Genomic DNA, 25,817 nt, shown 5'->3' on the forward strand with positions numbered 1-25,817 from the left:
ATTTTTCGTCCCGGCAAAGTCGATCCTCAGGAATTTTCCCCAGACAAGCACTCAGAAAAACAGATCCGAGCTCTGGGTAAAAATTGACGATACAGGATGGCTGGAGCCTCTTATGTCATCGCCATGCAGCCAGTTGGTATTTACAGGTGATTATGACCGCCTGAATACACTTCTTGATGACAGCGAAACACTTCGTGTATGGCGATCCAGACTGCGACCATCTCTCCCGCCTTTTATACGGGAGTATGAACTGGGGCGCTGGAGAAAATTGATTAAGGCTTTCTCGGAAAAAGGTATAAAGAAATGGACATGCACTAATCCCGGGCAGGTTTTCCTTTTCCCTGAGGGAACAGATGTTTCAGCAGATAACCCGATCTGGGCCCTCAACCGGTTTTCACAGGGAGCTCTGGAGAAGCTTGGATTTTCCGTTTTTTCATATTCTCTTGAGGACGAGTATCTTAACATCCGTAATTCGGCATCCTCAAAAGGAATCATCTGTCTTTTTTCCCGTGTACCCTTATTTGTTTCATGTATAAAACCGGGGATTGACTCAGACAGAGGCATATTTGATCCACACAGAAACTGTTTCTTTACAGCAGAAAGAAACGGCCTGTATTATACTCTGTCAAAAAAGACCGTATGTCTGTTCCAGCGCAAAAAAAAGCTTCAGGAAGCAGGGGTCAACCGTTTTCTTATAGACCTCAATTTTATAAAGCCTGAAGAGATCTCTTTACAGGAGCTGATTACCGCTTACAAGTCAGGAGTAAAAATACCAGACTCCGGCATTTTTAATTTCAAAGCAGGTTTAAAGTAGTTGATCCTGTAAATTCAACATAAAGCGGTCAAGGTATCAAAAATTTCAGCTATCCTGTGATCATAGGTATGTAATGTCAGGACTTTTCTATACCCCCGGCGGGCGATTTCCATCCGTTCGTTTTCATGAGTCAAATAGTATCTGACAAGATCCGCAAGCTCATCAGCATTTTTAAATGTGACAATTTCCCTTTGAGAACCATCGGTTTCAAAATGGTCAGCCACAACAGGCTTGGCACTTGTGATAAGGAACGCGCCGCATGCCAGGGCATCAAAAACACGCTGAGTAAAACCATTTCTTATTACAACGCGGTTGATATCGATATTTACTTTTGTGGAATTATAAATCTCCCTGAGCCCATCCCCGTATACTACTTTTCCAAGTCTCTCAGGCGGCATTTCTCTCAACCAGCCATTATCACCGTAAATTCTGAATCCCGGAAACTTTCTGACAAGTGATAATACTGTTTCTTTACGGTAAAGATACCCTGCAAGATGCTTGGAGATAAACACCGCTTTGTCGGGGTGTAAACCATCCGGCAGGTTCATTTCAGAAACTTTTTCAGTGAGCATCTTATCGATATCGATGTCATTATTCCTTCTGTACTCGCTTAAAAGGGTTGCAAGAAACGGTACCATCTCTGCAAGAAAGCTCTCGGCCATAGAGGCAAACTCATCTACCTGGGCAAGATAGGAGCTTCCGACAAATGATGAATCGATTGATAAGGAGGTTTGGACAGGGTAGAAGATAGAGGGATCGGTGCCAAGAGGGAGATAATGGGCATTATAGCCTCTCATTTTCATCTTTTCCAGATAATCCCGGTCGGAAACGAAGTCGACTCTAAAATCACTTTTACGGAATTTCCTGGTATGGATTATCTCTTCGAAAAAAGGATCATCAACACACCAGTTGATATGCAGAATCTTTTCCCTTCCCAGAAAATCCGCTATCAGGCCATCGCAATCCAGTCCCCACTCATTTATGGTAAACAGTATTGAGCAACTATGCTCCTTGAAGATCTTTGTCGCATAAGCCGCCTGCTCCTGTGCCGGCGCAGGGGTAATATCCAGAACTATAACACACAATCCCGGAACGCGTCTGAGAGAGGAGATAACTTCTTTTTGTACAAGAAAGTTCTGGTTAAGGAATACGAGATTAATAAATACCCCCGTCAAGAGCAGTTTCCAGATTCTATTATTATATTGTTTTAAGATTATTCCTGGTACAAAAATCTACTCCGCGTTTCAGCACCCTTTAAGCTCTCCTCTGCAAACAGCCATGCGAAACCTGCGCGGTGTTACACCTTATGCCCTGATTTTCCCCAACTTACAACAACCAATCTTTTTTTGACACCAATATCGGCATTAGGTATCTTTCATAGTCTTTGGAAAAAACCAACTCAATAAATGCAGCCGAAAGATTAAATCAATGGTGATTTATCTTCCGGCTGTTTTTGTGAGTAGCTGTTATACTTTCAGGAGTCTGTCATGGCCTTCGATCCGCAAGCCCAGGAACTGAACGAAAGCATTCGTTCGGCTAATCCCCACGTCTTCAATCTTCTCTCTGAACGAGGGAAAGCAATTTACTTCCCCAAACAGGGAATCCTCTCCCAGACTGCAGAAGCAAGAGGCAAGAAAATCAATGCTACAATCGGTACAGCCCTGGAAGACAATGGCTTTCCCATGATTCTTGAGTCACTGGATTCACTTCTGAATCTCAAACACAAGGAGGGATTTTCATACGCCCCCAGTTTCGGACGTCCTGAGATAAGGAAAATCTGGAAAGATCTGATGTACCGGAAAAATCCCTCTCTTAAAGGCAAAGAATTCAGCCTTCCGATTGTTACATGCGCTCTTACTCACGGCTTATCAATGGCCGGGTATCTTTTTGTAAATGAAAACGAAAGAGTGATCTGCCCCGATCTGTTCTGGGAAAACTACCAGTTGATTTTCAATAATGCATATCATGGTAAGATTGACTCCTATCCCACATTTGTGGATAACTGCAGGTTCAATATCGAGGGGTTGAGGAGTAAAATCCAGGAATCAGGAATTGGGAAAAAGATCGTTATACTCAATTTTCCCAACAATCCCACCGGATACACGGTAACAGTTCAGGAAGCAGAAGAGATCAGGAAGATTCTGGTTGAAGAGGCAGACAGAGGAAGTGAAATAGTTGTTTTTATCGATGATGCCTATTTCGGCTTGGTGTTTGAACAGGGAATCCTGGAAGAATCGATGTTTTCACTTCTTGCAGATGCGCATGAACGGATCCTGGCAGTAAAATTTGACGGGCCGACAAAAGAGGATTATGTCTGGGGTTTCAGAGTCGGATTCGTTACATTTGCGACAAAACTCAATTCAGATGCTTTATACTCCGCACTTGAAGAAAAAACGGCAGGAGCGATTCGGGGCAATATCTCCAATGCTTCCAATATCGCCCAGACACTTCTCCTTGCAGCATACTCCAATGCTGCTTATAATGATGAAAAAGCAAAGAAATATTCCATTCTTAAGCGCCGATATGAGAAAATCCGTCAATTGCTCTCCCTGCATCCTGAATACTATGATTATTTTTCTCCCCTTCCGTTCAATTCAGGTTATTTCATGTGCGTAAAGGTTAAATGCGGTGATGCAGAAAGAGTACGAAGGGTGTTACTTGATAAATACGACACAGGGATTGTCGCACAAAAAGATTTGATAAGAATAGCCTTTTCATCTACTCCTCTCAACTCAATCGAAATGCTGTTGGAAAATATCTATCAGGCTGCAAAGGAATGCACCCATTGAATCATGAGTGATGAAGGAAGAATTGCGGGGGTAATTTTTGATCTTGACGGTACGCTGTACCGGATGACTTGGGTAATGCGGCCCCTGCTGACAATGAAAATACTCCCCCACATTCTTCGTCTTCCCAGATTTTTAAAGATTCGTCAGCGCTTTGCCGGAAAGGAGATGGGATCCCGGGATGAGCTGCTCGATGCCATCAGCGAGATACTTGCCAGATCAGAAAAGATCCCGGCATCACAGGCAAAGAACTGGATACTTGAATCTTTTTACCCGGCGTTTATCTCGGTAATGAGTGTCTTCCGCGGTTCCCGTTCTGTAGCCACAATCCTTGAATCACTGAAAAACGCTGGAATCAAGCTTGCGGTCCTCTCAGATTATGCGCAGGTGGAGGAGCGCATGAATGGACTGGGTATCGCCCATTCTTACTTCGATCTCGTCACATCGTCTGAAACCGCCGGAGCACTGAAACCCTCTCCCAGACCGTTTCTTGACATCGCTTCAAAATGGGGGATCTCCCCTGACAAGATTCTGGTAGTAGGCGACAGGAATGATACTGACGGCGAGGCAGCCAGAGCAGCAGGAATGAAATTTTTAAAGGTCAATAACAGACCTGCAAGTGAAGGCAAGACCTGGAATGAAGCAGTTGAAGAACTGAAACTGCTCTGCTGAGTCAAGGGCCGCTATCGGGGCGGCAGGTTGAAATAGAGCCGCACAAATAACTCATAGGATTCTGCAAACTTTTTTGAACTATCTTCCCATGCATCCCTTTTTGGATTTGCCAACTCCTTCTTCTGCCATTGCTCAATCTGAAAAGCAAGCTCCTTTGCTGCAATACGCAATTTCATGATCTGACCGGGAATTAACCGCCATTTTCGTATCCTTATGTCACTCTTTTTTGATGTCACACTGTTTTCAAAAAGAGAATCTGCAATCGCTGTTACTACTGGAAGCGCTTTATAGGAACATCGGGCAGAACAGATTAGATAGTAGAAATTCTTAAGGAAATGGGGCAGATGAGCATCGAGATACAAAACACGGTCCCACCTCTCCCCCTTGAGATCCCGTTCGAGAATCGTGACGACCTCCTTCAAATCACCTGCGACCCTGTTGATCAGTTCAGCTTCAAAGGGGCTAAGCAGATATGCCTGTTGAGGTATCTCTCTAAAAGTGTGGTCCAGGCGAAGCTTCCTGTTGTCTTTAACATACCTGTCATCACCAGGTGAAATTCCCCACCCTTCATGAGAATTTTCGTATGTCACAAATACTTCGTCGATCTCTCCATTGGGTTTGATTGTAGTGGAGATAAGAGGCAGGTGCAGATCAAATTCTTTTCTTCTTTCCAGTTCCGCCCAGGTAATTGAAATTACCGCGGCAACAAAGAAAACTGGAATCAGAATTAAAATGTTCCGCTTCATCTTGAATCTTGTCTGTTCTTTGGAGATCTGTTACCGGTTCAGTGATAAGTTAATTTCCGCACAGAGCCATCTGGCTTTAATTTTACCATGCTTTTAGGAATCGAACAATAAGGGAAGGATATCAGGTCAGGAATTAAAAGCTGCATAACTCCATTGCCCCATTTTTTCATGCAGGATCTGCTCTTTTTCACAGATACGGTTTTTTGGGGAGCTGCCGGAAAAATAAAAAAGAATTAGTTCCTCAAGAAGAATTCTCAGTTCCCAGGCAGATAATCTTTCGTAAGAGGTAAGATTGGGGTTAGCAATAAGTTTCTCGATTTTCAAGGAAAAGAACCTTATCTTCTGAGAAATATCCCGGTATCTGGCCGGTTCAAAAAAAGCTGTGTTGATTCTGTTTCCTAAACCACTGATGTAAACCGGGAGCCTTTCGATAAACCCAGCCGGAACAGCATCATTAAAAAGTATTCCAATGTAATTGTTGACTGCCTCTTTAAACTCCTCACCTGACAGGATTTTACCGTATTTTCGCTCTCTCCTGGCCAGCAGCGCGGAACAGGCATTCAGTTCCGAGATGATCCTGTCAAGAAGTTCAATTGTCTTCTGTCCGGTACCGGGAATTCTGTTTTCAGCATCCTGGTACAGAATCTGAAATGTACTCTTGCTGTCGGGTAAAGGGTCCGGCAATGAGAGTATTTTACCAGTGAAGATGCGACATGCGGTATCATGCAGTTCCTCTCTGCTGCAAAGATCCTTGTATGCATAAACAAGCTGGAGCGACAGTCTGAAAGATTCCAGTTCCCAGGCAAGTTTTTCCACAAGCTTAGTCTCAAGCAGGTGTGCAATAGCTTCTGAATGAGCACTGCGGGCAAAGTATGGTGAAAAGAAAGCCTTTACAGAAATACTATGATCCTCTCTGCAGAGAGCAGGTATCATTCTGACAGGTATAAGGTTCCCTGACGGCTTTACAGGAACGGGTTTCAGAAGAAATGGCTGATTCCACACCTCCGAAAAATCCTTCTCTAATTCAGAGCAGAGTGGTCCCCAGATCCTGCTTCGCTTTCTGCATCCGGGATGTTCAATAGATGGTTTACTTAAGGGTAGACGGAATCTGGACTTAATGATGCTGTTGCTGCCTTTTACAGTCACACTGAGCCACAGATTCTCCGGAATGCGCTTCAGAACCTGTTCCGGGGAGATCTGAATACTGAATAGTTCACGAACATACATGCACACTGCATTTAGAAAAGAACCATCGGCAACACTCAGTTTTTCCATCAGCTCCCTTTTGGCATCATGCCGCAGAACACTGCGGCTTTCCAGTTTATCTCTTATCAGATCAAGAATGATTTCAACCCTTTTTTCGAGAAATGAGGGCAGCAGCCACTCCCAGTAGTAAAGAGGTACTGACTTGTAGATCTCTTCACTGATCACCACCGATGCCCCGTCATTTTCTTCACCGGGACAATAGGAGTAGGTTACAGGAACAATCTCTCCACAGAGAATCAACTGATCAGGGTAATTCTCTGAAAGGTCCGGTAACTCTTCAAGAGAGAGATCAGCGGGTTTAAATATCAGAAAGGAGTCTGATCCATGCCGGCGGATCTCCCTGTTTAGTTCCTGCAGAGTGGATACATCGGGAAGTCTTTCCTCGTAAAAAGATTCACGGTCCGATTCATCGTGGATCAGGCGCTTCCTTAGCTTGCGTTCTGCGGTGTTGATTTCCCGGAGCAAATCATGGTTCCTCTGCAGGAAACGGTACTTCAGGCCGGCCTTTTCCTTTACCAGCGATTCTTTTATGAAAATCTCAACGGCCAGTTTTTTATCAACAGAGGACAGATCGACTATACGATTGTGGACAAGTGATAAGCCTTTATATGTGACTTCCTGATATGCCTTTACAGTTCCGCTTTCAGGATCAAACCAGGGGTCATGATTTGAATAGGAACACTGATCCCTGAAAATCTCCTCGATCCATCCGGGTCTGATCACAGCCGCGATTCTTCCATAAACTCTGCTTGTTTCCACAATCTCGGCAAACAGGACCCATTGATGATTTTTCCTGAACAGGGCAGAAGATGGGAAAACACGGATCTCCCCGCTTATCCCATGATAGAGCCCCTTATCGACTCTGAACGCTATTCCATCTTTGAGTCCAGCCAGCAGGCTTTTATGGATTGCTTCGGAAGAAGCTTTCCTGTCAGGTTGATTCAGAAAGCCATGAATAGAGCGGCATAATCTTTCAAGCTGCCTGTGGGCATCATACCACTCTCTGATACGAAGCGGCATAAGATTGTAATCGGAACAGAATTTCTTCAGTAAAGATGCGGAAAGCTTTTTACCTCTGATTCTTCTTTGCAATGCAGACCAGAGATTGAGATAACTGAGGAAATCTGATTCCGGGTTGCGGAAGATACGAGCTTGCCCGTTTACACCGCATAGAGGGTCTTCAACCGACAAGGCTGATGCAATGATCAGGATCTCTTTTGCCGCTCCGTGTTTCGTTGCGTAAAGAAGTATGCGGGAGAGTCTGGGGTCGACAGGAAGGAGTGCCATTTTCTTTCCCAGCGAGGTCAACCTGTTCTTTTTGTCAATGGCACCAAGATCTCTTAACTGCTGATAGCCATCATGAATAGCCTTCATGGGTGGATGCTGCAGGAATGGAAACCTTGAGACATCATAAAACCGCAGTGCGAGCATTTTCAGAATAACACCGGAGAGATTGGCTCTGCGCAATTCAGGTGTGGTGAACGCGGACCTTGACAGGTAATCCTGTTCAGAATATAACCTGATACAGATACCATCCTGTACCCGTCCGCACCTTCCGGCCCTCTGATCCGCAGATGCCCTCGAGACCCTCTCTACCGGCATACGGCTGAAACCCGCCATCGGCTCGTATCGGAGCAGCCTTGCAAGTCCTGTATCTATTACAAAACGGATACCGGGAACAGTAATCGATGTTTCTGCGATATTGGTTGCAGCTATGATTTTACGGTTCTTTGAAGACTTGAATATTTTCTGCTGTAACTCAGGAGAGATGCGGCTGTGAAGCGGAAGCACATCACAGTTCTCCCCGGTCACCTGTCTTATCCGGTTAACAGTTTCTGTTACATCGTCAATTGTGGGGAGAAAAGCGAGGATATCTCCTTTTTCACCAGAACCTATGATCTCCTGCACAGATGAGACCACTCCCTCAACATAAGAGTCCATGCTCTCCCCTTTCCACAACTCTATTACCGGTTTGTACCTTATCTCAACCGGAAAGAGGCGTCCGGGAACGGTGATAACCGGTGCATTATGAAAGGCACGGGAAAAAAGTCTGGTGTCGATAGTTGCCGAGGAGATAACAAGGTGCAGGTCGGGTCTCTGCGACAGGATTCTTCTCATGAAGCCAAGAAGGAAATCCACATTGATGCTCCTCTCATGGGCTTCGTCTATTATCAGTGTGTCGTACCGACTGAGAAGCGGGTCACCGGCAATCTCGGCAAGAAGAATGCCATCAGTCATGAATTTTATTTTTGCATCAGAAGAGAGATCTTCCCGGAACCTGATTTTATAGCCAACCTGTCCGGGATCAGAAAAAAGAGTGCTGACATACCTGGCCAGAGAGATTGCTGCAATTCTTCTGGGCTGGGTGCAGCCGATCCGTCCCATCCCTCCCCTTCCCGCTTCCAGGCAAAAAAGCGGCAGTTGTGTAGTTTTTCCTGATCCGGTCTCCCCGGCAACAACAGTTACCTGGTTTGAGCGAATAGACTCGACTATCGCTTCTTTCAACTGATAAATCGGCAGATGTTCCTGGCAGTGAAAACTCATCCTGATATTACGCCCGAAAAGAGGTGAAATTAATATAGATGATGTATGCTGCAGGATAAGCCGGCAGAGATTAACAGTTCTAAGATTCCTGGCTGGGTATGAAAATTTGAAAGGAAAATGAAGGAGGGAAAAAGCGGGAGACGAGGATCGAACTCGCAACCTTAACCTTGGGAAGGTTACACTCTACCATTGAGTTACTCCCGCAACAGTTGAGAAGATAAATCCTAAAAGGCTGAATTGTCAATAGCCTCTCTTGTAATCAGACACGAGGGAGAACTATTTTAGTAATTTTACCGGGGATCACCAGCAGAATCTGGGATATCTTCGTGACAGGAAATATTTTTGACTTAAATACCTCTGGAGTTAAAATGGCTGAACGAATTACGATGATAAACGGGAAGTTGAATATTCCTGACAACCCCATAATTCCCTTCATTGAGGGGGATGGTACCGGCCCGGATATCTGGCGTGCATCAAAGTACGTTCTTGAGCAGGCGGTGAATAAAGCCTACAACGGGAAAAGAAGTATTGTCTGGAAAGAGGTTCTTGCTGGAGAAAAAGCTTTTAATACAACAGGAAACTGGCTTCCGCAGGAAACAATAGACACTTTCAGGGAATATCTTCTGGGAATCAAGGGTCCGCTTACTACTCCGGTGGGCGGAGGAATCCGTTCCCTGAATGTTGCTTTGCGGCAGATTCTTGATCTCTATGTCTGTTTGAGGCCTGTGAGGTACTTTAAGGGAGTCCCATCACCGGTAAAAAATCCTGAAAAAGTAGATATGGTGATATTCAGGGAAAACACCGAAGATGTCTACTCAGGGAAGGAACTGGAGAGCGGATCAGAGAAAGTGGCCAAACTACTGGCATTTCTGAAAAATGAATATGGCTGGGAGATTCGTCAGGACTCAGCTATCGGGATCAAACCGATTTCTAAAGGCGGTTCGGAGCGGCTTATAAGAGCAGCCATAGAGTACGCAATCGAGAATAATCGAAAGAGTATTACACTGGTCCATAAGGGGAATATTCAGAAATTTACTGAGGGTGCATTCAGGGCCTGGGGATACGAACTGGCAAAAAGGGAGTTCAGTGGTAAAGTAGTATCCTGGGAAGAGTGCGGAGGAAAACCGGCAGAAGGACAGATACTTCTGAAGGATGCAATAGCGGATATTTTCTTTCAGCAGGCTCTTACACGTGCTGATGAGTTTGATGTTGTAGCAACAATGAACCTCAATGGTGATTATATTTCAGATGCTCTGGCCGCTCAGGTTGGAGGGATAGGAATTGCTCCAGGAGCGAATATAAATTATCAGACCGGACATGCAATTTTTGAGGCAACACATGGAACTGCCCCGAAATACGCCAATCAGGATAAAGTAAACCCCTCATCTGTAATCCTTTCCGGTGAAATGATGCTCAGATATATGAAATGGACTGAAGCGGCGGACCTGGTGATTAAAGGGATCGAACGGGCTATAGAATCCGGAACAGTCACCTACGATTTTGCCCGCCTTATGGAAAAAGCGGAAACAGTCTCCTGCTCAAGGTTCGGACAGAGAATAGTAGAATGCATGTAACCGGCGGAAGAGTTAATACAATAACCAGGGAAGAGCTTTTATGGTATTAGCTATTATCGGACTGATACTGTTTCTGGTATTGATAATTCTGGCAATCAGAGTCGGCTTGAACAAGAGTGAGAGTGAGCAGGAGGAGATCCAGAATCCAATCATACATGCCAGCGGTATCTACTCAATAGTAAGAAGGAGTCCCAGGGATGGATTGTTGAATATCAGGCCAGGAATTGAGGAACTCCGAAAATATCTGAGCTCTTTAAACGAAGATATAGGTAAGTTCCTGCTTTCTGAAAAAGATAAGGAACTCATCCTCAGCCAGTGGGAACAAACGATGGCCAATAGTCTCGAGGTTATTGAGCAGGGCGATAATGAGGGAGTGGAGTTTTATTACTATGACTTTTTTCCTGAGGATTGTCCTGAGTGCAAAAAATTCTTGAACAAGGGGCAGTTTGTGACCCGTGAGGAGATTTTCAAGTTTCCAGATATAATACCTCCTTTTCATCTGGGCTGCACAACCTGCATCCGTCCACATCATGGAAAAGAGAAACTTACCGATACAACCGAATCTGGTATGCTTCCTTTTTTCAAAGGTGAAGAACTTCCACCACTTCCTGATTGGAAAACAACCATCAAAATAAACGCTTTATGGGGTACATCCGCATGAATTTTACAGCCACTGGAAATCTATTTAATCGTTTATCCCTTTTTATCACTCTCCTCTTCCTCTCAGGAACAAGTATCCGGGCCGGCGTAGGAGAATCCGCTGTAATAACACTGATCTTTCCCCCGGGAGCCCGTGCTACAGGTATGGGAGAAGCATTCACAGGTGCTGCCGAGGATGCGAGTGCTACCTATTACAATCCGGCCGGACTTGGACTGGCACCTCAGGCAAACTCCTGGAAAATCCATATGCCTGAAAAGAATTCAGTGTTCACCGCTATCTCTTCAAAAAAGAAGAAGGAGTTTGGGCCAAAGGATAAAATCTGGGTGGGAACCCAGAAAGGAGTATATCGTTTTAATGGAAAAAGCTGGGAATCTGGTGAGATTTATCTCATTGAAGAAAACGACAATATCTCCAGTATAATTGATAAATACCTGAAGGTTGATGATGAAAAGCTTCAAAAAGAGGCTGCATGGGTATTGAAGAGCGAAAACGGCATTGGAATGAAACGGCATGCCGCGGTTAAAGATCTCCTCATGAAGCATTTTATTAAAAACAACACCCAAAAGGCAGATTCTCTCTCCAAAGCTCTGGCAAGGCAGATCTGTGAAATTCCCTCCTTTGAACGCGCAGTATCGACAATCAAAAAGGCTCTCAGCGGTGTGATTGACACTTTAGAAGCTGACACCCTTTCCGAACTTCTGGACAATGTTTTCGGTATGGATGATACTGATCTTAAAGATCTTCAGGAACTGAAAATTCCCTTCAGAATTGCTGTTAATGACAGTGTAACAGCGATTCTGGTTGACGAGTCGGAAAGAGTGTGGGTAGGTACGGAAAAAGGCCTCTGGCGTTACAGCGGCACCACCTGGCAGATATTTACTACAAATGAAGGGCTACCTTCAAACAACATAAAAACTCTTGCTGCCGGTCGCTACGGAGACATTGCCGCAGGAACCGACAAGGGACTTGCTGTTTTCAGGTCTGGCAACTGGAAAACCTATGACACTTCCTCCGGACTGCCCTCAAATGAAATCACCGCTGTAGCTTTTGGGGAGGGAAAGATCCTCTATGCGGGGACAAATTCCGGGTTAGTAAAGATAAATGATGAGAGTGTCACCGTATTTGATTCATCAAACGGCTTACTTTCAACTCAGGTGACCGCACTTTTCATGGACTCGGAAAAGCGTCTGTGGATCGGTGGAAAAATGGGAGTAACCATTTATGACGAATCATCATGGAAGCAACACAAGTTTCCTGAAAGCAAAGTTACTTCTTTCACAGAACAATCATCGGGGATGGTCTGGATCGGTACAGATAAAGGAGTGATCAGCTATAAAAGAGGACATAAAACAGTTGATAATAAGGGTAACACGGTAGAGAAGAAACCGGAGTGGAAGTTTTTTCATTCCAAAAATGCACTATCAGGTGATTATGTAAATGGGCTGAGCGTAAACGGCAATGATGTGTGGATTGCAACAGATAAAGCAGTGAACCAGTATGATATCGCGGAAAAACAGGCTTATCTCTCATTTGAGCCGCTTCTTCCCGCACTGCATCTCAGAGAACTGTGGCATCTTTATGGAGCCTTTATCTGGCCGACTGAGGACTGGGGGACACTTGGTTTTTCGATCAACTACATCAATATGGGAGAAAATCAGATTACTGATGCGCTTGGCAGAGAAAGAGAAAAAGTACGTTCCTGGGAAGGAGTATTCGGACTTTCCTATGGCTTGCCAATAAAGGAGGATTTATCGGTAGGTCTTAACATTAAATATGTTGTAAGTGCACTTGCTCCCGGTTATGGAGATAATGGTGAAGGTGTGGGGCAAACATTCGCTATTGATGCATCAGTACTCAAGCGCAATTTCCTGCTGCCCAATTTCGACTTAGGATTTATAGCCCAGAACATGGGTCCCCATATTTATTACATCGACCGTGACAACCCTGATCCGATACCATTCACATTGAGGCTAGGACTGGTGTACCATGCATTGCAGACTCCAGTGCACGATCTCAAGATACTGCTTGACCTTCACAAAGAAGTTGTCAAAAACAACGCGGATAAACCGGATTATTTCTGGGAAGCCATCGGAACTGATCTGTTGTTTGACAAAGAAGAGGATTTCAAGTATGAGCTTCAGGAGATAAACTTCAATCTTGGACTGGAATACTGGTATACCAATTTTCTGGCCCTTCGGTCCGGATTTCTTGGAGACTATATAGGTGAGAGATACGAGCTTACCCTTGGAGTAGGTTTACGTTACGGGACACTGAATTTTGACTGGTCTTATATTGTAGCACCCGAGGGCTTTATGAAGAAGTTTCTTCAGGTATTTAACGATAAGAAAGAGGGAGCTACCGGGGTCAGACACGGCCAGTGGAGAGCATCCTTCCTGGTCAACTTTTAACTCCATGGCACCCGCTTGCCATTTTTCAGGAACAGAGCATGCACTTTTATCGCATTTTTACTCTTTTTCTTCTACCGTCGATTCTCGGGGCTGCACCTTTTCGTCAGGAGAGTGTGACAGGAGGTCCGCGAGGCATTCACCCATACCTCTTTAAAAGTGTTTCCACTCAGAATCTGGTTGAGACTGCCCGCGATCATCAGTGGTCAATTAATTTCCATAAAGGGAAAAATGACACCCTTCACATAATCGCAATAAGGATCGAATTCAACGGCGGTCAGAGAGACTCATCGGAGTTGACCACCGGAAACGGTCTTTTCGGTATCAGAGGCGGAGGAGATAAAGAGGAAAATGAGTATTACAACAGTGATACAGTTTACAAGTTCGACTCACGCCCGCACGATTCATTATACTTTTCCCGCCAGCTTGAAACTGTAAAAGCTTATTATGACAAAGTCTCCGGGGGGAAACTGTGTCTTCAGTACTCAATCTATCCTGAAGGCAGCGGAGAGATTGGATATGCAGTTCCCCATCAGATGACCTACTATTCACCGGGTGGTAAAAAAAGGCAGGAAACCTGGGATGATTACTATTACAGAAGGAGCATCGGACTGATGCATTTTGTAAAAGATGCTCTGGAAAGTGCTGAAAAGAATCCACAGAATTCCCCTTTCTCGGGACTGCGTTTTGAAGAATCGGACAACACAATACGGGATGCTCACAACAGGAAAACTGTGTTTCTGATTTTTCATGCGGGTTCCTCCTATCTCACCGATGGTGGTGAGGAGGGAACAATGGGTCAGGACACCCCTTCAGATTTTCTCGACGCATTTATAGATCAGGATGCATTCCGTTATTTCCGAGACACTATCGGCCTGTCATCCAATGGGATCACTGTGCAGGGTAAAGAGCCTCTGCTGATAAGAGAAGTGATGATGTGCTCAGAGACATCCAATCAGGATGGACTGAACTGGGGGATCCAGGGCATACTTGTCAACCAGATTGCCCGTCAGATCGGAATTCCTGACCTTTTCTCCACTACAGGAGGCATTTCAGGCATCGGGGCATTCTGTATAATGGATTTCGCCGGCTATTCTGCAGGAAACGGATTTATCCCCCCCTACCCTTCTGCCTGGGTCAGAGCATTCATGGGCTGGGACAAAGTAAAAGTAGTCCCGACCGGTGTCGCCGGCTCATATAATGTCAAAGCTCTCACATCTGTACTTGACGGCGGAGGTGTTTACGGAGAAGACACAACCATTCTGATGGTCCCGCTTAATGAGCATGAGTACTACCTGATTGAAAACAGGCAGAGGAACCTCTCAGGCAATAAAAATCTTTTCAAGTATGATACTACCGATTACGGAGTTGTGATAGCCTCCTACCCCTACAATATCAATATCGATTCCAATGTTGTCTCGGTTTCTCAGCAATCCGGGGTGATCCAGACGGTACGCAACAACGATGTCAGCCTCCCTGCATCGGGAGTGCTTGTTTGGCATGTTAACGAGCAGGTGATACGGGACAAGCTCAAATACAACATGGTCAATGCCGACTCATCCTACAGAGGCATTTCACTGATCGAAGCGGATGGTATCACAGATCTGGGAATCATGTTCACCGATGCATTCTATCAGGCTGCATTCGATTACGGAGGGGCTGAAGACGTCTTTCCACACGAGACATCCATCGAAAACCGGTCTTCTGTGCTTGTAAACAAATTCGGCCCATATACCAGGCCTTCGACACGCAGCAATGACGGCGGGCACACCTATCTGGAACTGCAATTTAACCCGGTTTCATCCAAGGCACGCAAGGAGCACATGCTTCTTGCACGGGGAAGCAATTTCCACAAAGTGGCAAATTTCTCCGACAGCGTCTTCAATGTAAAAATCAACTGGAACTATCTTGTTCCCTCATGGCCAAAACGCGCCGCTCCCGGTGATTATTTCGATCCTCTGCTATGTGAACTGGACGGAACATCGGAAGGGAAAGAATTTGTTCTGGTCAGTAAATCGGGGCACGTTTACGCATGGTCATCGGACAAATCCAAGGAAAATATCTACAATAAAAGAAGCCTGGCAGTGGACCGTGTCGATCTGCGGGGTGATACCATACACAATGCCGATACGATTTTCTTTCTTGACAGCATCGGCGGTGTTGTCTCAATGCCCTCTGCTGTTGCCGGAAAAGTAATGATTCCCTCTTCGGATGGAAGGATCTATGTTCTTGAAAATCTGAGTTCATCCGCTCAGAACGGATTTGATACAATAGCTCTGGGTGTCAAACCTTCCACTTACATTTGTAATTACACGGACTCATTGTGGGCCGCAGGATGCAGTAATGGGAGAGTGATTTTCGGCAAATTAAAAGAGAAAAAATCAGTCCTCAAACTGCGCTCAGACAGCGAAGTAAGTGCTCTGGCAGCTATTGGAGAAAATCCGTCGCTTATTGCTGTTATCCAGAATGATGGCACACTGTCACTTTGCAGTACTGAGGGTGCCGGGATTGACAGTTCAGTAAAAGTCAACGGAATAGGGCCCTATACACTTGTTACAGGTGATCTGGACCGCGACAATTCAAGCGAGATAGTTGTCTGTGACAGCAGACATGGAGTGTGGGTATATAAACTGGATCTTTCACTTGCGCCGGGCTGGCTTTCAGAAGGGGTGGACTGGGCAACTTATTACACATACGATACCGGAAAGGGCAAAAAGGATAGCCGTTCCAGACTGCCTGTAAACCTCTCCCCTCCCGCGCTGGCAGATATCAACAGAGACGGGTATCTTGATATCCTGGTGAGCGGCACAAACGGGCTTTATGCACTCAATTACAAGGGAGTACTCTGTTATGGATGGCCTGCATATCTCGATACCCGCTACTGGTACCAGCGTGGAAGCGTGATGTCGGCCCCGATAGTGGTCACAGGTGCGGATAAAAAGCCCACAGTCGTTTTTTCATCCATGACAGGTGAAAGAGTCACCTTTACACTTTCACGTGTAACCAAAGCTGACAAGCGCAAAGGAACTATCTGGTACACCAATCCTGACGGCACAAAGGACAGTATCTGGGATCTGACATCATCACAGATAGACACTATTCTCGACCTGAATGATTCGCTGATCGCTCCCTATGTGATCCCCGGTGGTTTGATCGATGCTGTGGATGAGAACGGAAAACGGCCTTTGTACAGCGGAACCAAGTTTATTCAGTCGAGCTGGCCTCTTACAACCGGTTCATCACCTGTAACCGGTCCCATGGCAGGCTTTACAGATCCAACCAGCAGTCCTGATCTTTTCACGGTGTCATCCGGAGGATGGGTTTACAGATGGAGACTGGACCGGGGAATTCTTCCCGACACTCTGTTCTGGCCGATGGCCGGCTATGATGAGGGACGGTCATTTGCTTTCAAAGGAAGCAATCCGGCTGTGACAGCAGCGCAGAAGGAGCCGATCCGGCTGTTCAGTTACCCCAATCCCACCAACGGAAGCAAAAAAGCCGTATTCAGATACGCATTTTCCGGGCGAGCGGAGAAGGTAAGACTTGACATATTCAGCCTCTCCGGATTCCCTGTTTATTCAAAGACAACTATGGGCAATCCGCCGTCAGAGCTTACCGGAAGTTTCCCTGACTGGAATGAACATATAATAGATATAAGCAAGCTGGGGCCGGCTGTTTACCGCTGCAGACTGGAAGCCACTATCGCCGGGAAAAAACATGTCAAATACTGGAAAATGGCGGTAGTCAGGTAGCGGGAAGAATATGAACATATCCTGTGGATTATACCCGAAGAGAAGATACCGCAGAACAATCAGGAATCTTCTCATCTTTTTTCTTTCAGCAGTTTCTTTTTATGTACATGAGATATCCGCCGCAAATTTCAACTCCTTCGGGCTGAAATACTATACGGTCGATACAGACCATTTCCGTATTAACTATGTAGATGGCTGCGGACATCTGGCGGAACCGGTCGCAAACAAACTCGAAGAGCTATATAAGATCTACCGAGACATATATAATCTTGTTCTGCCCAATAAAACCGAGGTAGTTATTCTAAATGGCGATGTTAGCAACGGCTGGGCCTTTGCCAATTCAAACACAATAACAATCTGGGCCATAGATTTTGATTTCAACATGAGAGGCAGTCATAACTGGATAAACGATGTTGTGACTCATGAGTACGCACACGTAGTGTCGATATGGTCATCACTTAAATTCCCGTCTCAGATTATCGACTTCCGCCTGGGGTTCTTCTCTCATCCTAATGAGAAAGGAAGAGTTGAAGCTTTTCATTCAATACCGAATGAAATCCTCCCTGCCTGGTTTGTGGAAGGCATTGCCCAGTACGAAAGCTCACGCCACGGCAGTGATACCTGGGACTCTCACAGAGACATGATACTGAGAACCCTCACTCTTTCAGATAAAATTCTCTCCTGGGAACACATGCAGGTGTTCACCGGAAGAAGTGACGATTATGAAAAAGCGTACAACCACGGTTTCTCTCTTGTTAAATACATCTCTGAAACATACGGTTACGAAAAAGTAGTATCACTGCTGCGTGAAAGTTCAAAAGCAGCAAGATTCAATTTTGACAGATCCATAAAAGAGGTGCTTGGGATTTCATCAAAGAAACTCTACAGAGAGTGGAAGAACTCTCTTGTGGTTCGGTATAAGGGACAGATAAAAGAGATCGGCGAACAAGTTTACGGACGCAAGATCAGCAGGGATGGATTTGAGCATGCGTGGCCCAGGTTTTCCCCTGACGGCAGCAAGGTTTATTTTCTGTCAAACGGAAAGAACGAATACGGACGAAAACAGCTTTGCCTTTTTCCTGTCTCAGATACAGTAGATACAACCGGCATTCGGAATCCGGTTTTCCCGACGGGCGGTTTTTACAACATTCATCCGGGCAGCGGGAAAATCTGCTATATCAGCAATATAAGCAAAAAATCAGAGCTTCCACCGAAAAAGGGTGGTGTAAAAGTTCTCGATCTTTTTATTGATACACTTCCTTCCTGGAAAAAAGATTTCAAACTCTTCAAAAAGAAAACAATGCGCCAGGTTACAGAGAAACAATCCGTCTTCAGCGCATCATTCTCCCCCGATGGGAAACACTTGGCGTATTCACGCAGAAACGTAGACAGGTTTTATCTGGCATTGACCGATACAGCCGGAAAAGTACAGAAGATTCTTTACCCTAACCCTGATTCAGATTCAGAACAGATTTCATTTATATACAGCATCGACTGGTCACCCGACGGCAAAAGTATTGCATTCAGTTATTTTGAGAAAGAAACTCGTAATATAGGCATTTTTGACACGCTGACACGGACCTGCCGTATTCTGCCCGATTCAGGCTGTGACGAGAGAGATCCGGTTTTCAGTCCTGACGGGAAATACCTTTATTATTCATCAGACCGCACAGGCATATTCAATATCTACAGATACGATTTACAAAGCGGGATTATCGAGCAGGTAACCAATGTTTCCGGCGGAGCATTCCAGCCGTCAATATCACCTGACGGCACCAGGATGGCATATACCGGTTATGACAAGGACGGGTTCGGTATTTATGTCATAGACACAATCAAAGCGACAGGAAAATCGCAAACTGCTGTTGCCCTGAATGACAGGAGAGTTAAAGTTGACACCTTGAAAGATGTCAGCATGAGCGCCCCCCGTCCGTATCAATGGATGCCTCGCCAGCTTCTCATATCACCCATCCTTATGGCAGAACAACTTGTTACAGAAAAGGACAATTCACAGCAGGGCGTTACAACTGTCAAGATGGGAGCAGTGTTCAACCTGATCGAACCGCTCACCCTTTCAGGAGCCGGCTCGGAAATCGGCGCTTTTTTCTTTCTTGAACCGAAACGTCTCTTTGATTTCATCGCCCCGGACCAGGGTGGAATCAATACAAAAGCCAATTACGATGTTGGGGTTTTCGGTGTCACACAAGTCCTTCCTCTTACACTTTCATTTGATTACATGCTGAGAGGAATCGCCGATATCGATGAGTTTTTCGATGAAACGGAAGAGAGTGTACTGGAACTCCCGTATAATATGCAGCTTCATAACATGAACCTCCTGATTTCTCACTATTTCGGCGGTTCATATGCGGAGCTTCGTAACTTCCTGGCCCTTAGCCTGCTTTTGGGTGCCAATATCTACAATGTAAACATGAATCTGGAAGATCTCCGTGACATAGGAGTCTTCTATTACAATCTCAGTAAAGGGTTCAGAATCGGTGCGATGGGAACGATGGGATTCGTTGTTCGCGAACCGAAGATGAATATCTCACCCAGGGGACTTGCAGCAAAACTGCAATACGATTTCTGGAGACAGAATTCTCTCAAAGAGGAAAACAGCTTTGACCCCAACAGCAGCATGCCTAAAGAATTGTATGACAAGTACCTCTTCCAGCAGATACTGGGACATGCGAAGATGGGAATTGCAGCACCCTGGTATGGTAAACATGACCTTCACTTTGACATGTTGGGAACTTACCTCAATGTCTTAAAGCAGGATCAGGAACAGGTATTGCCATCTTTTTATCTCCCAGGCACCTGGATTCCCGGTTATGCCTACTATTATCGTGATCAAAAGATAAAACATATTGATGATCAGGACACTGTGATGATCACCGAAGACACGCTGGTTGTTACAGGAAAAGCGGTTATAAGCGCTGAGGCATCGTACAGGTTTCCACTATGGCCGGGTCTGATTGACAAAAAAATTGGTTTTCTTTATCTGGAAAGGCTTTACGGATGCATCAATGTGGGTGCCGGAGCAGGATGGGACAGGCCTCAGGAGTTTTTCCAGTTCAACCGGGAAGACTGGCTGCTTTATTTTGGTCTGGAAATGCGTCTGGAAGCTATCACATTCAGCAGCTATCCTCTTGCTCTTAAATTCCGATGGGATCGGGGCTTAGATCTGGCGCCACCGCTCGGAGGTAACCGGTTCTCTTTCTCTCTGGGTTACGATTTTGACAACTGGTCCAATATTCTTCAGCCCGACTATCGGAAGCAGTTTAGATTATCCAACCGCTATTAAAGGACTCCGGGATAATAGAAACGAAATTCCTCCAGAAGCTTATATACTGAGACCTGCCCCGGAGCAACAGGACGGGTGATGTACCCGTATGTAAAGAGAGAACCGAAAAGCGGAGCTATAATTCTGGACACAGTTCCAACTGCCCCCATGGCAATCGTGACAAGCGGCTCATCACAATCCTCAGTAAATCTCAACAGTTTCCGTACATCTTCCAGTGACAGAGCCATAGTGGCAATCTTTACAATTTGCGCTCCCTGTCCCAGAGCCCTTTCAACAATCATCTGCAGATCAGTGAACGATGGGGTATTTATAAAGTTGTGCTCAGAGACCATGATAGTCTTCCCTTCGGCAAGTCTCCTTACCTCATCGGAAATCCCGCATCCCAACTCTATGTCCACACAATCAACAAAGGGCATTATCTGCCGGAAAAAGCCCACCCGTGAATCCCTGTTGGAATCGTTTTCTCTGATCGTGCCAATAGTGGGCATAAGGAGAGAATCCCTGACTTCCTTCATATACTGAGTTACTTCATTTATCGGCCTGTTGAAACAATCGACTCTGATCTCAAGCAGCCCTACCCCCTCCTGTTTGAGTTCCTGGATCTTTTCAAGTGGAATCTTTTCATCAATGATTGCCGCAATGATGGGTTTAGTTCCAAGTTCAAGGTCACCTATTTTGAGCATTAAGATCTCCTTTCAGGGGCTGTTCTGGGGAAAGGGTATGTCGGAAAATATAATTTACCTCTGGGGTGAAATAGTGACTTAAGGCATGAAGTCAAAAAATCACCTCTGAGATGAAAGAATAACTTAAAATGTTAAATTAAAAAGCCGACTCCGAGGTAAAGGTTAAATTACCTCGGAGATGAATTTGAGACTTTGGTCCTTTATGGATCGATCATCACCTCTTTTAAAAAAACAGTGCCAGGTTATGAATTACCTCTGATGTGAATTAATGACTATACGCTGAATCAAAAAATCATCTCTGGGGTAAATTATTGACTTATACTGTTAAGTTAAAAAAATCACCTCTGAGGAAATTTAATAACTCAAAATGACGATTTAATCCTTTGAAATCACAAAATCACCTCTGAAGTGATTTTGTGACCTAAGCCATTGACCTCTCTGAGGTGAGTGGTTATCAGTTTTTTTCTTTCAGGTTACGGGGAGCTTTAGCATTCGCGCGGCACTTTTATCCAGATATTCTGCGAGCCCCTCCGGAATGCGTTTCATCATCCCTGCCTCTTCCCACACCTCGGGACTTTCCATACACAGGTAGAGTGTTATATCCGCACAGTGTCTATTAAACTCATCAACCATTGCACGGTAGAGAGCTACTCTGAGAGGTCTGAAATATCGCAGTTTCCCGTCAACACCAGAGATCATCTCTCCAGAAAACAAAGGAAGGTGTTCGCCCTTTTTTTTAAGAAAGGTTTTCAGTGATGGCATCGAGCGGAATCCACCCATACTTATCCAGGCGATTTTCTCCGGATCCGATACAGTCCGAAAGATCGCTTTTACCACATCCCTGTACTCCTGCTCCCAATTATCATAGATAAACATGGGATCGAAATGGAAGGCAACAAAAAAACCCATCTCAATGCATCTTGCTGCAGCATCGAGGCGCTGCTGAAGTGATGCGGTACCCTTTTCCATGCACCTGATCATCTCAGGAGTATTAAGAGAAAAGCCAATTATGGCTTTTTCCGGAATTTTTATCCGGGACAGAGCAGAGATATCCGAGCTTTTAGTCTTGAACTCCACAATCACGTTTGGATAAGGCTGAAGCAAAGAAGCGATTTTTTCGGCCACTCCGAATTTCTTTTCAGAAAAAAGGCTGTCACCAAACTCCCCGGTCCCAAAACGGATTATATCCTCTCTGCCATCGAGCCTGCTTTTTATCTCCCTCTCCAAGTCATCCAGGTTCTCAAACAGAACCTGGCACTGATAGGGGAAGTAAGCCTGCAGGATACAGTATCTGCAGTACATACCGCATCCGGTTGACGGGGTAATTATCTGATAACCGCAGCAGAGATATTCAGATGTTCCGGGACAGGGTTTCCAGAACTCTCCCCTGTTTCTTGCAGTGATCACAGCGGCGCGGTTTGAGGCGATTTCCGGAGGAATGTTTTGTAAGTTGTCTATTTGCAGCATTTTGATTTATCCTCACCTTGTTTGAACTGCTGCAGTGAGATTTTCACAGTTCAGCCTTCTAAATATACGTTCATTCATTACTGTCCGGTATCGAGGCTAAAACAGGCGTAATTTTACCTCTGAGATTATCTTGTGATTCACCTGTTTAAATCACTGTTCCATCCCGGAGGCACTTGCCTTATTTGATATTTTTCATCCGACTAAAAACCTTAAGCTGCTATTTCATCTCTGAGAAGAATCTGTGACATATTCTTAAGTCACTTTTTCACCCCAGAGATAATTGAGCGATTTCAGGAAACAAAACCGTCAAATTAATAATTCTGGTGGTAGATTCGTAATGCTCCTTACCGCCAATACCGGTGCTGATTTTTGGTAATGTTTATAGATATCGGTTGCAATGTATTATTTTTGCTTATCTGGTTAATCCATGTGGAGGATATAATGCAAAACTCACTTAAGGGACTGATACTGGGGGTGTTGGCAGTACCGGCAATGCTCATATCCGCTCCGATGATTTCCATTGACAATGCGAATTACGATGCCGGGATAATTCATGAGGGAGAGATGAGTTCCCTCAAACATACTTTTAAGGTAAAGAATACCGGAGACAGCACGCTGGTCATAAAGCATGTAAAGCCTGGGTGAGGATGCACAGTGGTCGGGTACGACTCGATCATCCTTCCCGGTCGGGAAGGCAAAATAACTCCGGAGATCAAACTGAGCGGCATTCACAACGGACCTTTCAGGAAAAGTATCACCATTATCTCGAACGCCAAGAACTCACCGAATATGACCATTTCTCTTGGCGGAACGTTAAGGCAGGATATTTATACTCAACAAAGTTATGTCTACCTGAGGTCAAATGATAATAAGCAATTGATAGGGGAAATCACTATAGTCACCAGCAAGAAAGATCTGAAGGTGACTGAGGTACTGTTTAAACCATATTCCTCTTCAGAGGACAATGTTCCTGAATGGCAGAATTCGATGCCAATTTATGCCGGTTTCAGTTTGACCAAGGCAGGTGAACCAAAAGAAGAATTTCAGGAGTATACTCTTTCGATTACTCTGCCTGATTCTGAAAAGGGTAATAAAAGGGGAGGGAATCTTACCATAAAGACCAATCACCCCAAAAAGCGTGAAATAGTTGTAACTGTTCGCTAAGTTACATAAATTTATTTCTGCCCGGGGGTAAGGATCAGTATCCCCGGGCTTTTTTTGTATCTGGAGAATATCAATGAAATATGCTCATATTTTCGGTCCTGTCAGGTCCAGACGGCTGGGAATTTCACTGGGAATCGATATGGTCCCAGGTAAAATATGCTCACTGAACTGTGTTTATTGCGAATGCGGAGAAACGACCGAATTGACACTTGAGCGCAAGGAATACGTTAGTTTCGACGAGCTTTCCAGGGAGATTACAGATTACCTTTCAGGAAATCCCGAACTGGATTATGTGACTTTCGGTGGGAGCGGAGAACCGACTCTTAACACATCTCTTGGACCGCTTATCAGGTATATCAAGGAGAAATTTCCCTCTTATAAAACCGCACTCCTTACAAACGGCACCCTTTTCTACCTACCGGAGGTCAGGGAAGAGGTGATGCCTTGTGATATTGTGCTTCCATCACTGGATGCCATTTCGGACAAGTCATTTTCTTCTGTCAACAGACCCCATCAGAACCTCGATAACAGACAAATTATTGAGGGGCTGATCTCCTTTTCACGTGAGTACAAAGGAACCATCTGGGTGGAGGTATTCATTGTCCCGGGGGTTAATGACAATCCGGAGGAACTCCAGGCGTTCAAATCTGCTCTGCTTCAGATCAATCCTGCAAGAGTTCAGCTTAACAGTCTCGACAGGCCCGGAGCCTGCAGATGGGTTTCTACGGTTGACAGCAGCAGTTTGTCTGAAATAGCAAGGTTCTTCTCTCCCCTGCCGGTCGAAATCATCTCCAGGAAGAATCAGGATACACTCAAGGTGGAAAAATCTGATTCATCCACAGAAGAAACTGTCCTCAGCCTTCTCAGGAGGCGGCCCTCAACCCTTGAAGAGCTCTCCGGAATCACCGGTATAACAATAAATCGACTCTTATCAATGCTTGAGGATCTGATTTCAAGAGAGCTTATCTCTGTTTACAATGTCAATGAAAGCACTTTTTACCGGAAAACAGAGAACAGTGATCAGATAACAAACTGATCTCAGAGAGGTTTAGGGAACATTAAACGATCTTTTTTTGCTATGATTCTTCTCCTTTGATAGCCATTTGTTGGTTTGCCAGGCCTTATAGGAATCCTTTCAAATATTCTTTACCAAAATATCTTTATTCCACAACAGCTCTTATTTCATTTACCCCGGAGATGATTTAATGACACACCTTTGATCAGCAAGTCATCTCAGGGGTGATTTTTTCTCTGTGTGCTCACCCCAGAGATGACTTTTTAACTAAGTCAATAAGGGTCACCATAAAATCTTCCTTACCTGCTAGGTGACATGAGTGACACATGGCCGCAGAGGCAATAATTCACCTCAGGAGTGAGTCACCCCCAAAGGTGAATCTATGATTCAAATTGACACAATTTTTGCTACTCTTTTTTTTTTGCTCTGAAAGAACTTGGGATATGCACCTGTATAGCTAAGGAGGACTCATGGCAACTAAACCAAGAATGATCGTCCCAAACGCCTTCTACCAAATCAGATCCGCCTGCATCCCTGAACTCAAAGCCTTCTCCAGTGAGAAAATGAAATTATTCCTTCTCAAACAGATCTCTATTGGCATGGAAAAGTACTCCTTCAAGTGCTTCTCCTGGTCTATTATGGATAATCACTATCACCTGGTGGTTCAATCCAGCGAAGAAACCATCTCCAAATTCATGCAGCGGGTTAACTTTTTATTCGCTAAATATTTCAATAGAACCAATAAGCGCAAAGGAACAGTTTTTGCCACCCGGTTTTCCTCTGCGATAATCCAGTCAGATAAGGAGCATATCGAGAAAGCAATCCGTTACGTCCACTTTAACCCGGTAAGGTGTAAAGAATGCACCATTGAAGGGATGGATCAGCATAGATGGAGCGGACATCATGCTCTGGTAAACGGTATCGTGGACGATATTCTCGACAGAGAAGATACAATAAGTCTCTTTGG

17 protein-coding genes and 1 tRNA gene are annotated in these 25,817 nt (G+C 45.0%); 12 read left to right on the forward strand and 6 right to left on the reverse strand.

All coding sequences use genetic code 11. From position 1 onward, the window contains the following. A partial coding sequence (locus tag GX089_14265) for a hypothetical protein (GenBank protein ID NLP03655.1) occupies positions 1-814 on the forward strand: 814 nt, incomplete at its 5' end. A 14-nt stretch (positions 815-828) separates the two neighbouring features. Here the strand turns inward: GX089_14265 and GX089_14270 are convergent. Next, positions 829-1,989, reverse strand: a complete 1,161-nt coding sequence (locus GX089_14270; GenBank protein NLP03656.1) for a glycosyltransferase — start codon at positions 1,987-1,989, stop codon at positions 829-831. Between the two features lie 312 nt (positions 1,990-2,301). On the opposite strand from GX089_14270, the gene GX089_14275 reads away from it, so the two are divergent. After that, positions 2,302-3,603: an aminotransferase class I/II-fold pyridoxal phosphate-dependent enzyme gene (locus tag GX089_14275; GenBank protein NLP03657.1), complete on the forward strand. Its 1,302-nt coding sequence runs from the start codon at positions 2,302-2,304 to the stop codon at positions 3,601-3,603. Positions 3,604-3,606: 3 nt separating this feature from the next. After that, a complete protein-coding gene (locus GX089_14280) occupies positions 3,607-4,272 on the forward strand; it encodes an HAD family hydrolase (protein NLP03658.1) in 666 nt (221 codons plus the stop codon). Between the two features lie 11 nt (positions 4,273-4,283). Here the strand turns inward: GX089_14280 and GX089_14285 are convergent, their stop codons facing one another. The 3 genes from GX089_14285 to GX089_14295 all read right to left on the reverse strand — a co-directional run bounded on the left by GX089_14285 (position 4,284) and on the right by GX089_14295 (position 9,032). Then, on the reverse strand, positions 4,284-5,018 hold the full coding sequence (locus GX089_14285; protein NLP03659.1) for a hypothetical protein: 735 nt from the start codon (positions 5,016-5,018) through the stop codon (positions 4,284-4,286). Positions 5,019-5,144: 126 nt separating this feature from the next. Continuing rightward, complete coding sequence (hrpA, locus tag GX089_14290) at positions 5,145-8,828, reverse strand: ATP-dependent RNA helicase HrpA (protein NLP03660.1); 3,684 nt, start codon at positions 8,826-8,828, stop codon at positions 5,145-5,147. A gap of 132 nt (positions 8,829-8,960) precedes the next feature. After that, positions 8,961-9,032, reverse strand: a tRNA-Gly gene (locus GX089_14295). A 164-nt stretch (positions 9,033-9,196) separates the two neighbouring features. On the opposite strand from GX089_14295, the gene icd reads away from it, so the two are divergent. The 5 genes from icd to GX089_14320 are packed head-to-tail and all read left to right on the forward strand — an operon-like array spanning position 9,197 to position 20,521. Next, complete coding sequence (gene icd, locus GX089_14300) at positions 9,197-10,402, forward strand: NADP-dependent isocitrate dehydrogenase (protein ID NLP03661.1); 1,206 nt, start codon at positions 9,197-9,199, stop codon at positions 10,400-10,402. Positions 10,403-10,442: 40 nt separating this feature from the next. Further along, entirely contained in the window at positions 10,443-11,063 is a 621-nt protein-coding gene (locus GX089_14305) for a hypothetical protein (protein NLP03662.1), read from the forward strand. Then, positions 11,060-13,471: a PorV/PorQ family protein gene (locus tag GX089_14310; protein ID NLP03663.1), complete on the forward strand. Its 2,412-nt coding sequence runs from the start codon at positions 11,060-11,062 to the stop codon at positions 13,469-13,471. The genes GX089_14305 and GX089_14310 overlap by 4 nt, the downstream gene beginning before the upstream one ends. Positions 13,472-13,509: 38 nt before the next feature. Beyond that, positions 13,510-17,220 (forward strand): hypothetical protein, encoded by a 3,711-nt coding sequence (locus GX089_14315; GenBank protein NLP03664.1) that lies wholly within the window; start codon positions 13,510-13,512, stop codon positions 17,218-17,220. A 10-nt stretch (positions 17,221-17,230) separates the two neighbouring features. Then, on the forward strand, positions 17,231-20,521 hold the full coding sequence (locus tag GX089_14320) for a hypothetical protein (GenBank protein ID NLP03665.1): 3,291 nt from the start codon (positions 17,231-17,233) through the stop codon (positions 20,519-20,521). On the opposite strand, the gene GX089_14325 is transcribed toward GX089_14320, so the two are convergent. Together GX089_14325 and GX089_14330 are read right to left on the reverse strand one after the other, a co-directional pair. Further along, complete coding sequence (locus tag GX089_14325; protein NLP03666.1) at positions 20,518-21,204, reverse strand: type I 3-dehydroquinate dehydratase; 687 nt, start codon at positions 21,202-21,204, stop codon at positions 20,518-20,520. The two genes, GX089_14320 and GX089_14325, sit on opposite strands and share 4 nt — an antisense overlap. A gap of 468 nt (positions 21,205-21,672) precedes the next feature. Further along, positions 21,673-22,671: a DNA photolyase gene (locus GX089_14330; GenBank protein NLP03667.1), complete on the reverse strand. Its 999-nt coding sequence runs from the start codon at positions 22,669-22,671 to the stop codon at positions 21,673-21,675. Positions 22,672-23,112: 441 nt separating this feature from the next. Between GX089_14330 and GX089_14335 the strand changes: the two genes are divergently transcribed. From GX089_14335 to GX089_14350, 4 genes are all read left to right on the forward strand, one after another. After that, positions 23,113-23,316, forward strand: coding sequence for a DUF1573 domain-containing protein (locus GX089_14335; protein NLP03668.1), 204 nt, complete (start codon positions 23,113-23,115; stop codon positions 23,314-23,316). Positions 23,317-23,325: 9 nt separating this feature from the next. Further along, positions 23,326-23,835, forward strand: a complete 510-nt coding sequence (locus GX089_14340) for a hypothetical protein (protein ID NLP03669.1) — start codon at positions 23,326-23,328, stop codon at positions 23,833-23,835. Positions 23,836-23,908: 73 nt separating this feature from the next. Beyond that, positions 23,909-24,871: a radical SAM protein gene (locus tag GX089_14345; GenBank protein ID NLP03670.1), complete on the forward strand. Its 963-nt coding sequence runs from the start codon at positions 23,909-23,911 to the stop codon at positions 24,869-24,871. A 449-nt stretch (positions 24,872-25,320) separates the two neighbouring features. Beyond that, positions 25,321-25,817: hypothetical protein (locus GX089_14350; protein NLP03671.1), on the forward strand; the 497-nt coding region annotated here is incomplete at its 3' end.

This window comes from Fibrobacter sp., from assembly GCA_012523595.1.
Classification (GTDB): domain Bacteria; phylum Fibrobacterota; class Chitinivibrionia; order Chitinivibrionales; family Chitinispirillaceae; genus JAAYIG01.

Excerpts from the sequence above, each read along its gene's own strand:
- GX089_14275 (NLP03657.1), top strand. The coding sequence starts at position 2,302 with ATGGCCTTCGATCCGCAAGCCCAGGAACTGAACGAAAGCATTCGTTCG.
- GX089_14280 (NLP03658.1), top strand. The coding sequence starts at position 3,607 with ATGAGTGATGAAGGAAGAATTGCGGGGGTAATTTTTGATCTTGACGGT.
- GX089_14285 (NLP03659.1), bottom strand. The coding sequence starts at position 5,018 with ATGAAGCGGAACATTTTAATTCTGATTCCAGTTTTCTTTGTTGCCGCG.
- hrpA (NLP03660.1), bottom strand. The coding sequence starts at position 8,828 with ATGAGTTTTCACTGCCAGGAACATCTGCCGATTTATCAGTTGAAAGAA.
- icd (NLP03661.1), top strand. The coding sequence starts at position 9,197 with ATGGCTGAACGAATTACGATGATAAACGGGAAGTTGAATATTCCTGAC.
- GX089_14305 (NLP03662.1), top strand. The coding sequence starts at position 10,443 with ATGGTATTAGCTATTATCGGACTGATACTGTTTCTGGTATTGATAATT.
- GX089_14310 (NLP03663.1), top strand. The coding sequence starts at position 11,060 with ATGAATTTTACAGCCACTGGAAATCTATTTAATCGTTTATCCCTTTTT.
- GX089_14315 (NLP03664.1), top strand. The coding sequence starts at position 13,510 with ATGCACTTTTATCGCATTTTTACTCTTTTTCTTCTACCGTCGATTCTC.
- GX089_14320 (NLP03665.1), top strand. The coding sequence starts at position 17,231 with ATGAACATATCCTGTGGATTATACCCGAAGAGAAGATACCGCAGAACA.
- GX089_14325 (NLP03666.1), bottom strand. The coding sequence starts at position 21,204 with ATGCTCAAAATAGGTGACCTTGAACTTGGAACTAAACCCATCATTGCG.
- GX089_14330 (NLP03667.1), bottom strand. The coding sequence starts at position 22,671 with ATGCTGCAAATAGACAACTTACAAAACATTCCTCCGGAAATCGCCTCA.
- GX089_14335 (NLP03668.1), top strand. The coding sequence starts at position 23,113 with ATGCAAAACTCACTTAAGGGACTGATACTGGGGGTGTTGGCAGTACCG.
- GX089_14345 (NLP03670.1), top strand. The coding sequence starts at position 23,909 with ATGAAATATGCTCATATTTTCGGTCCTGTCAGGTCCAGACGGCTGGGA.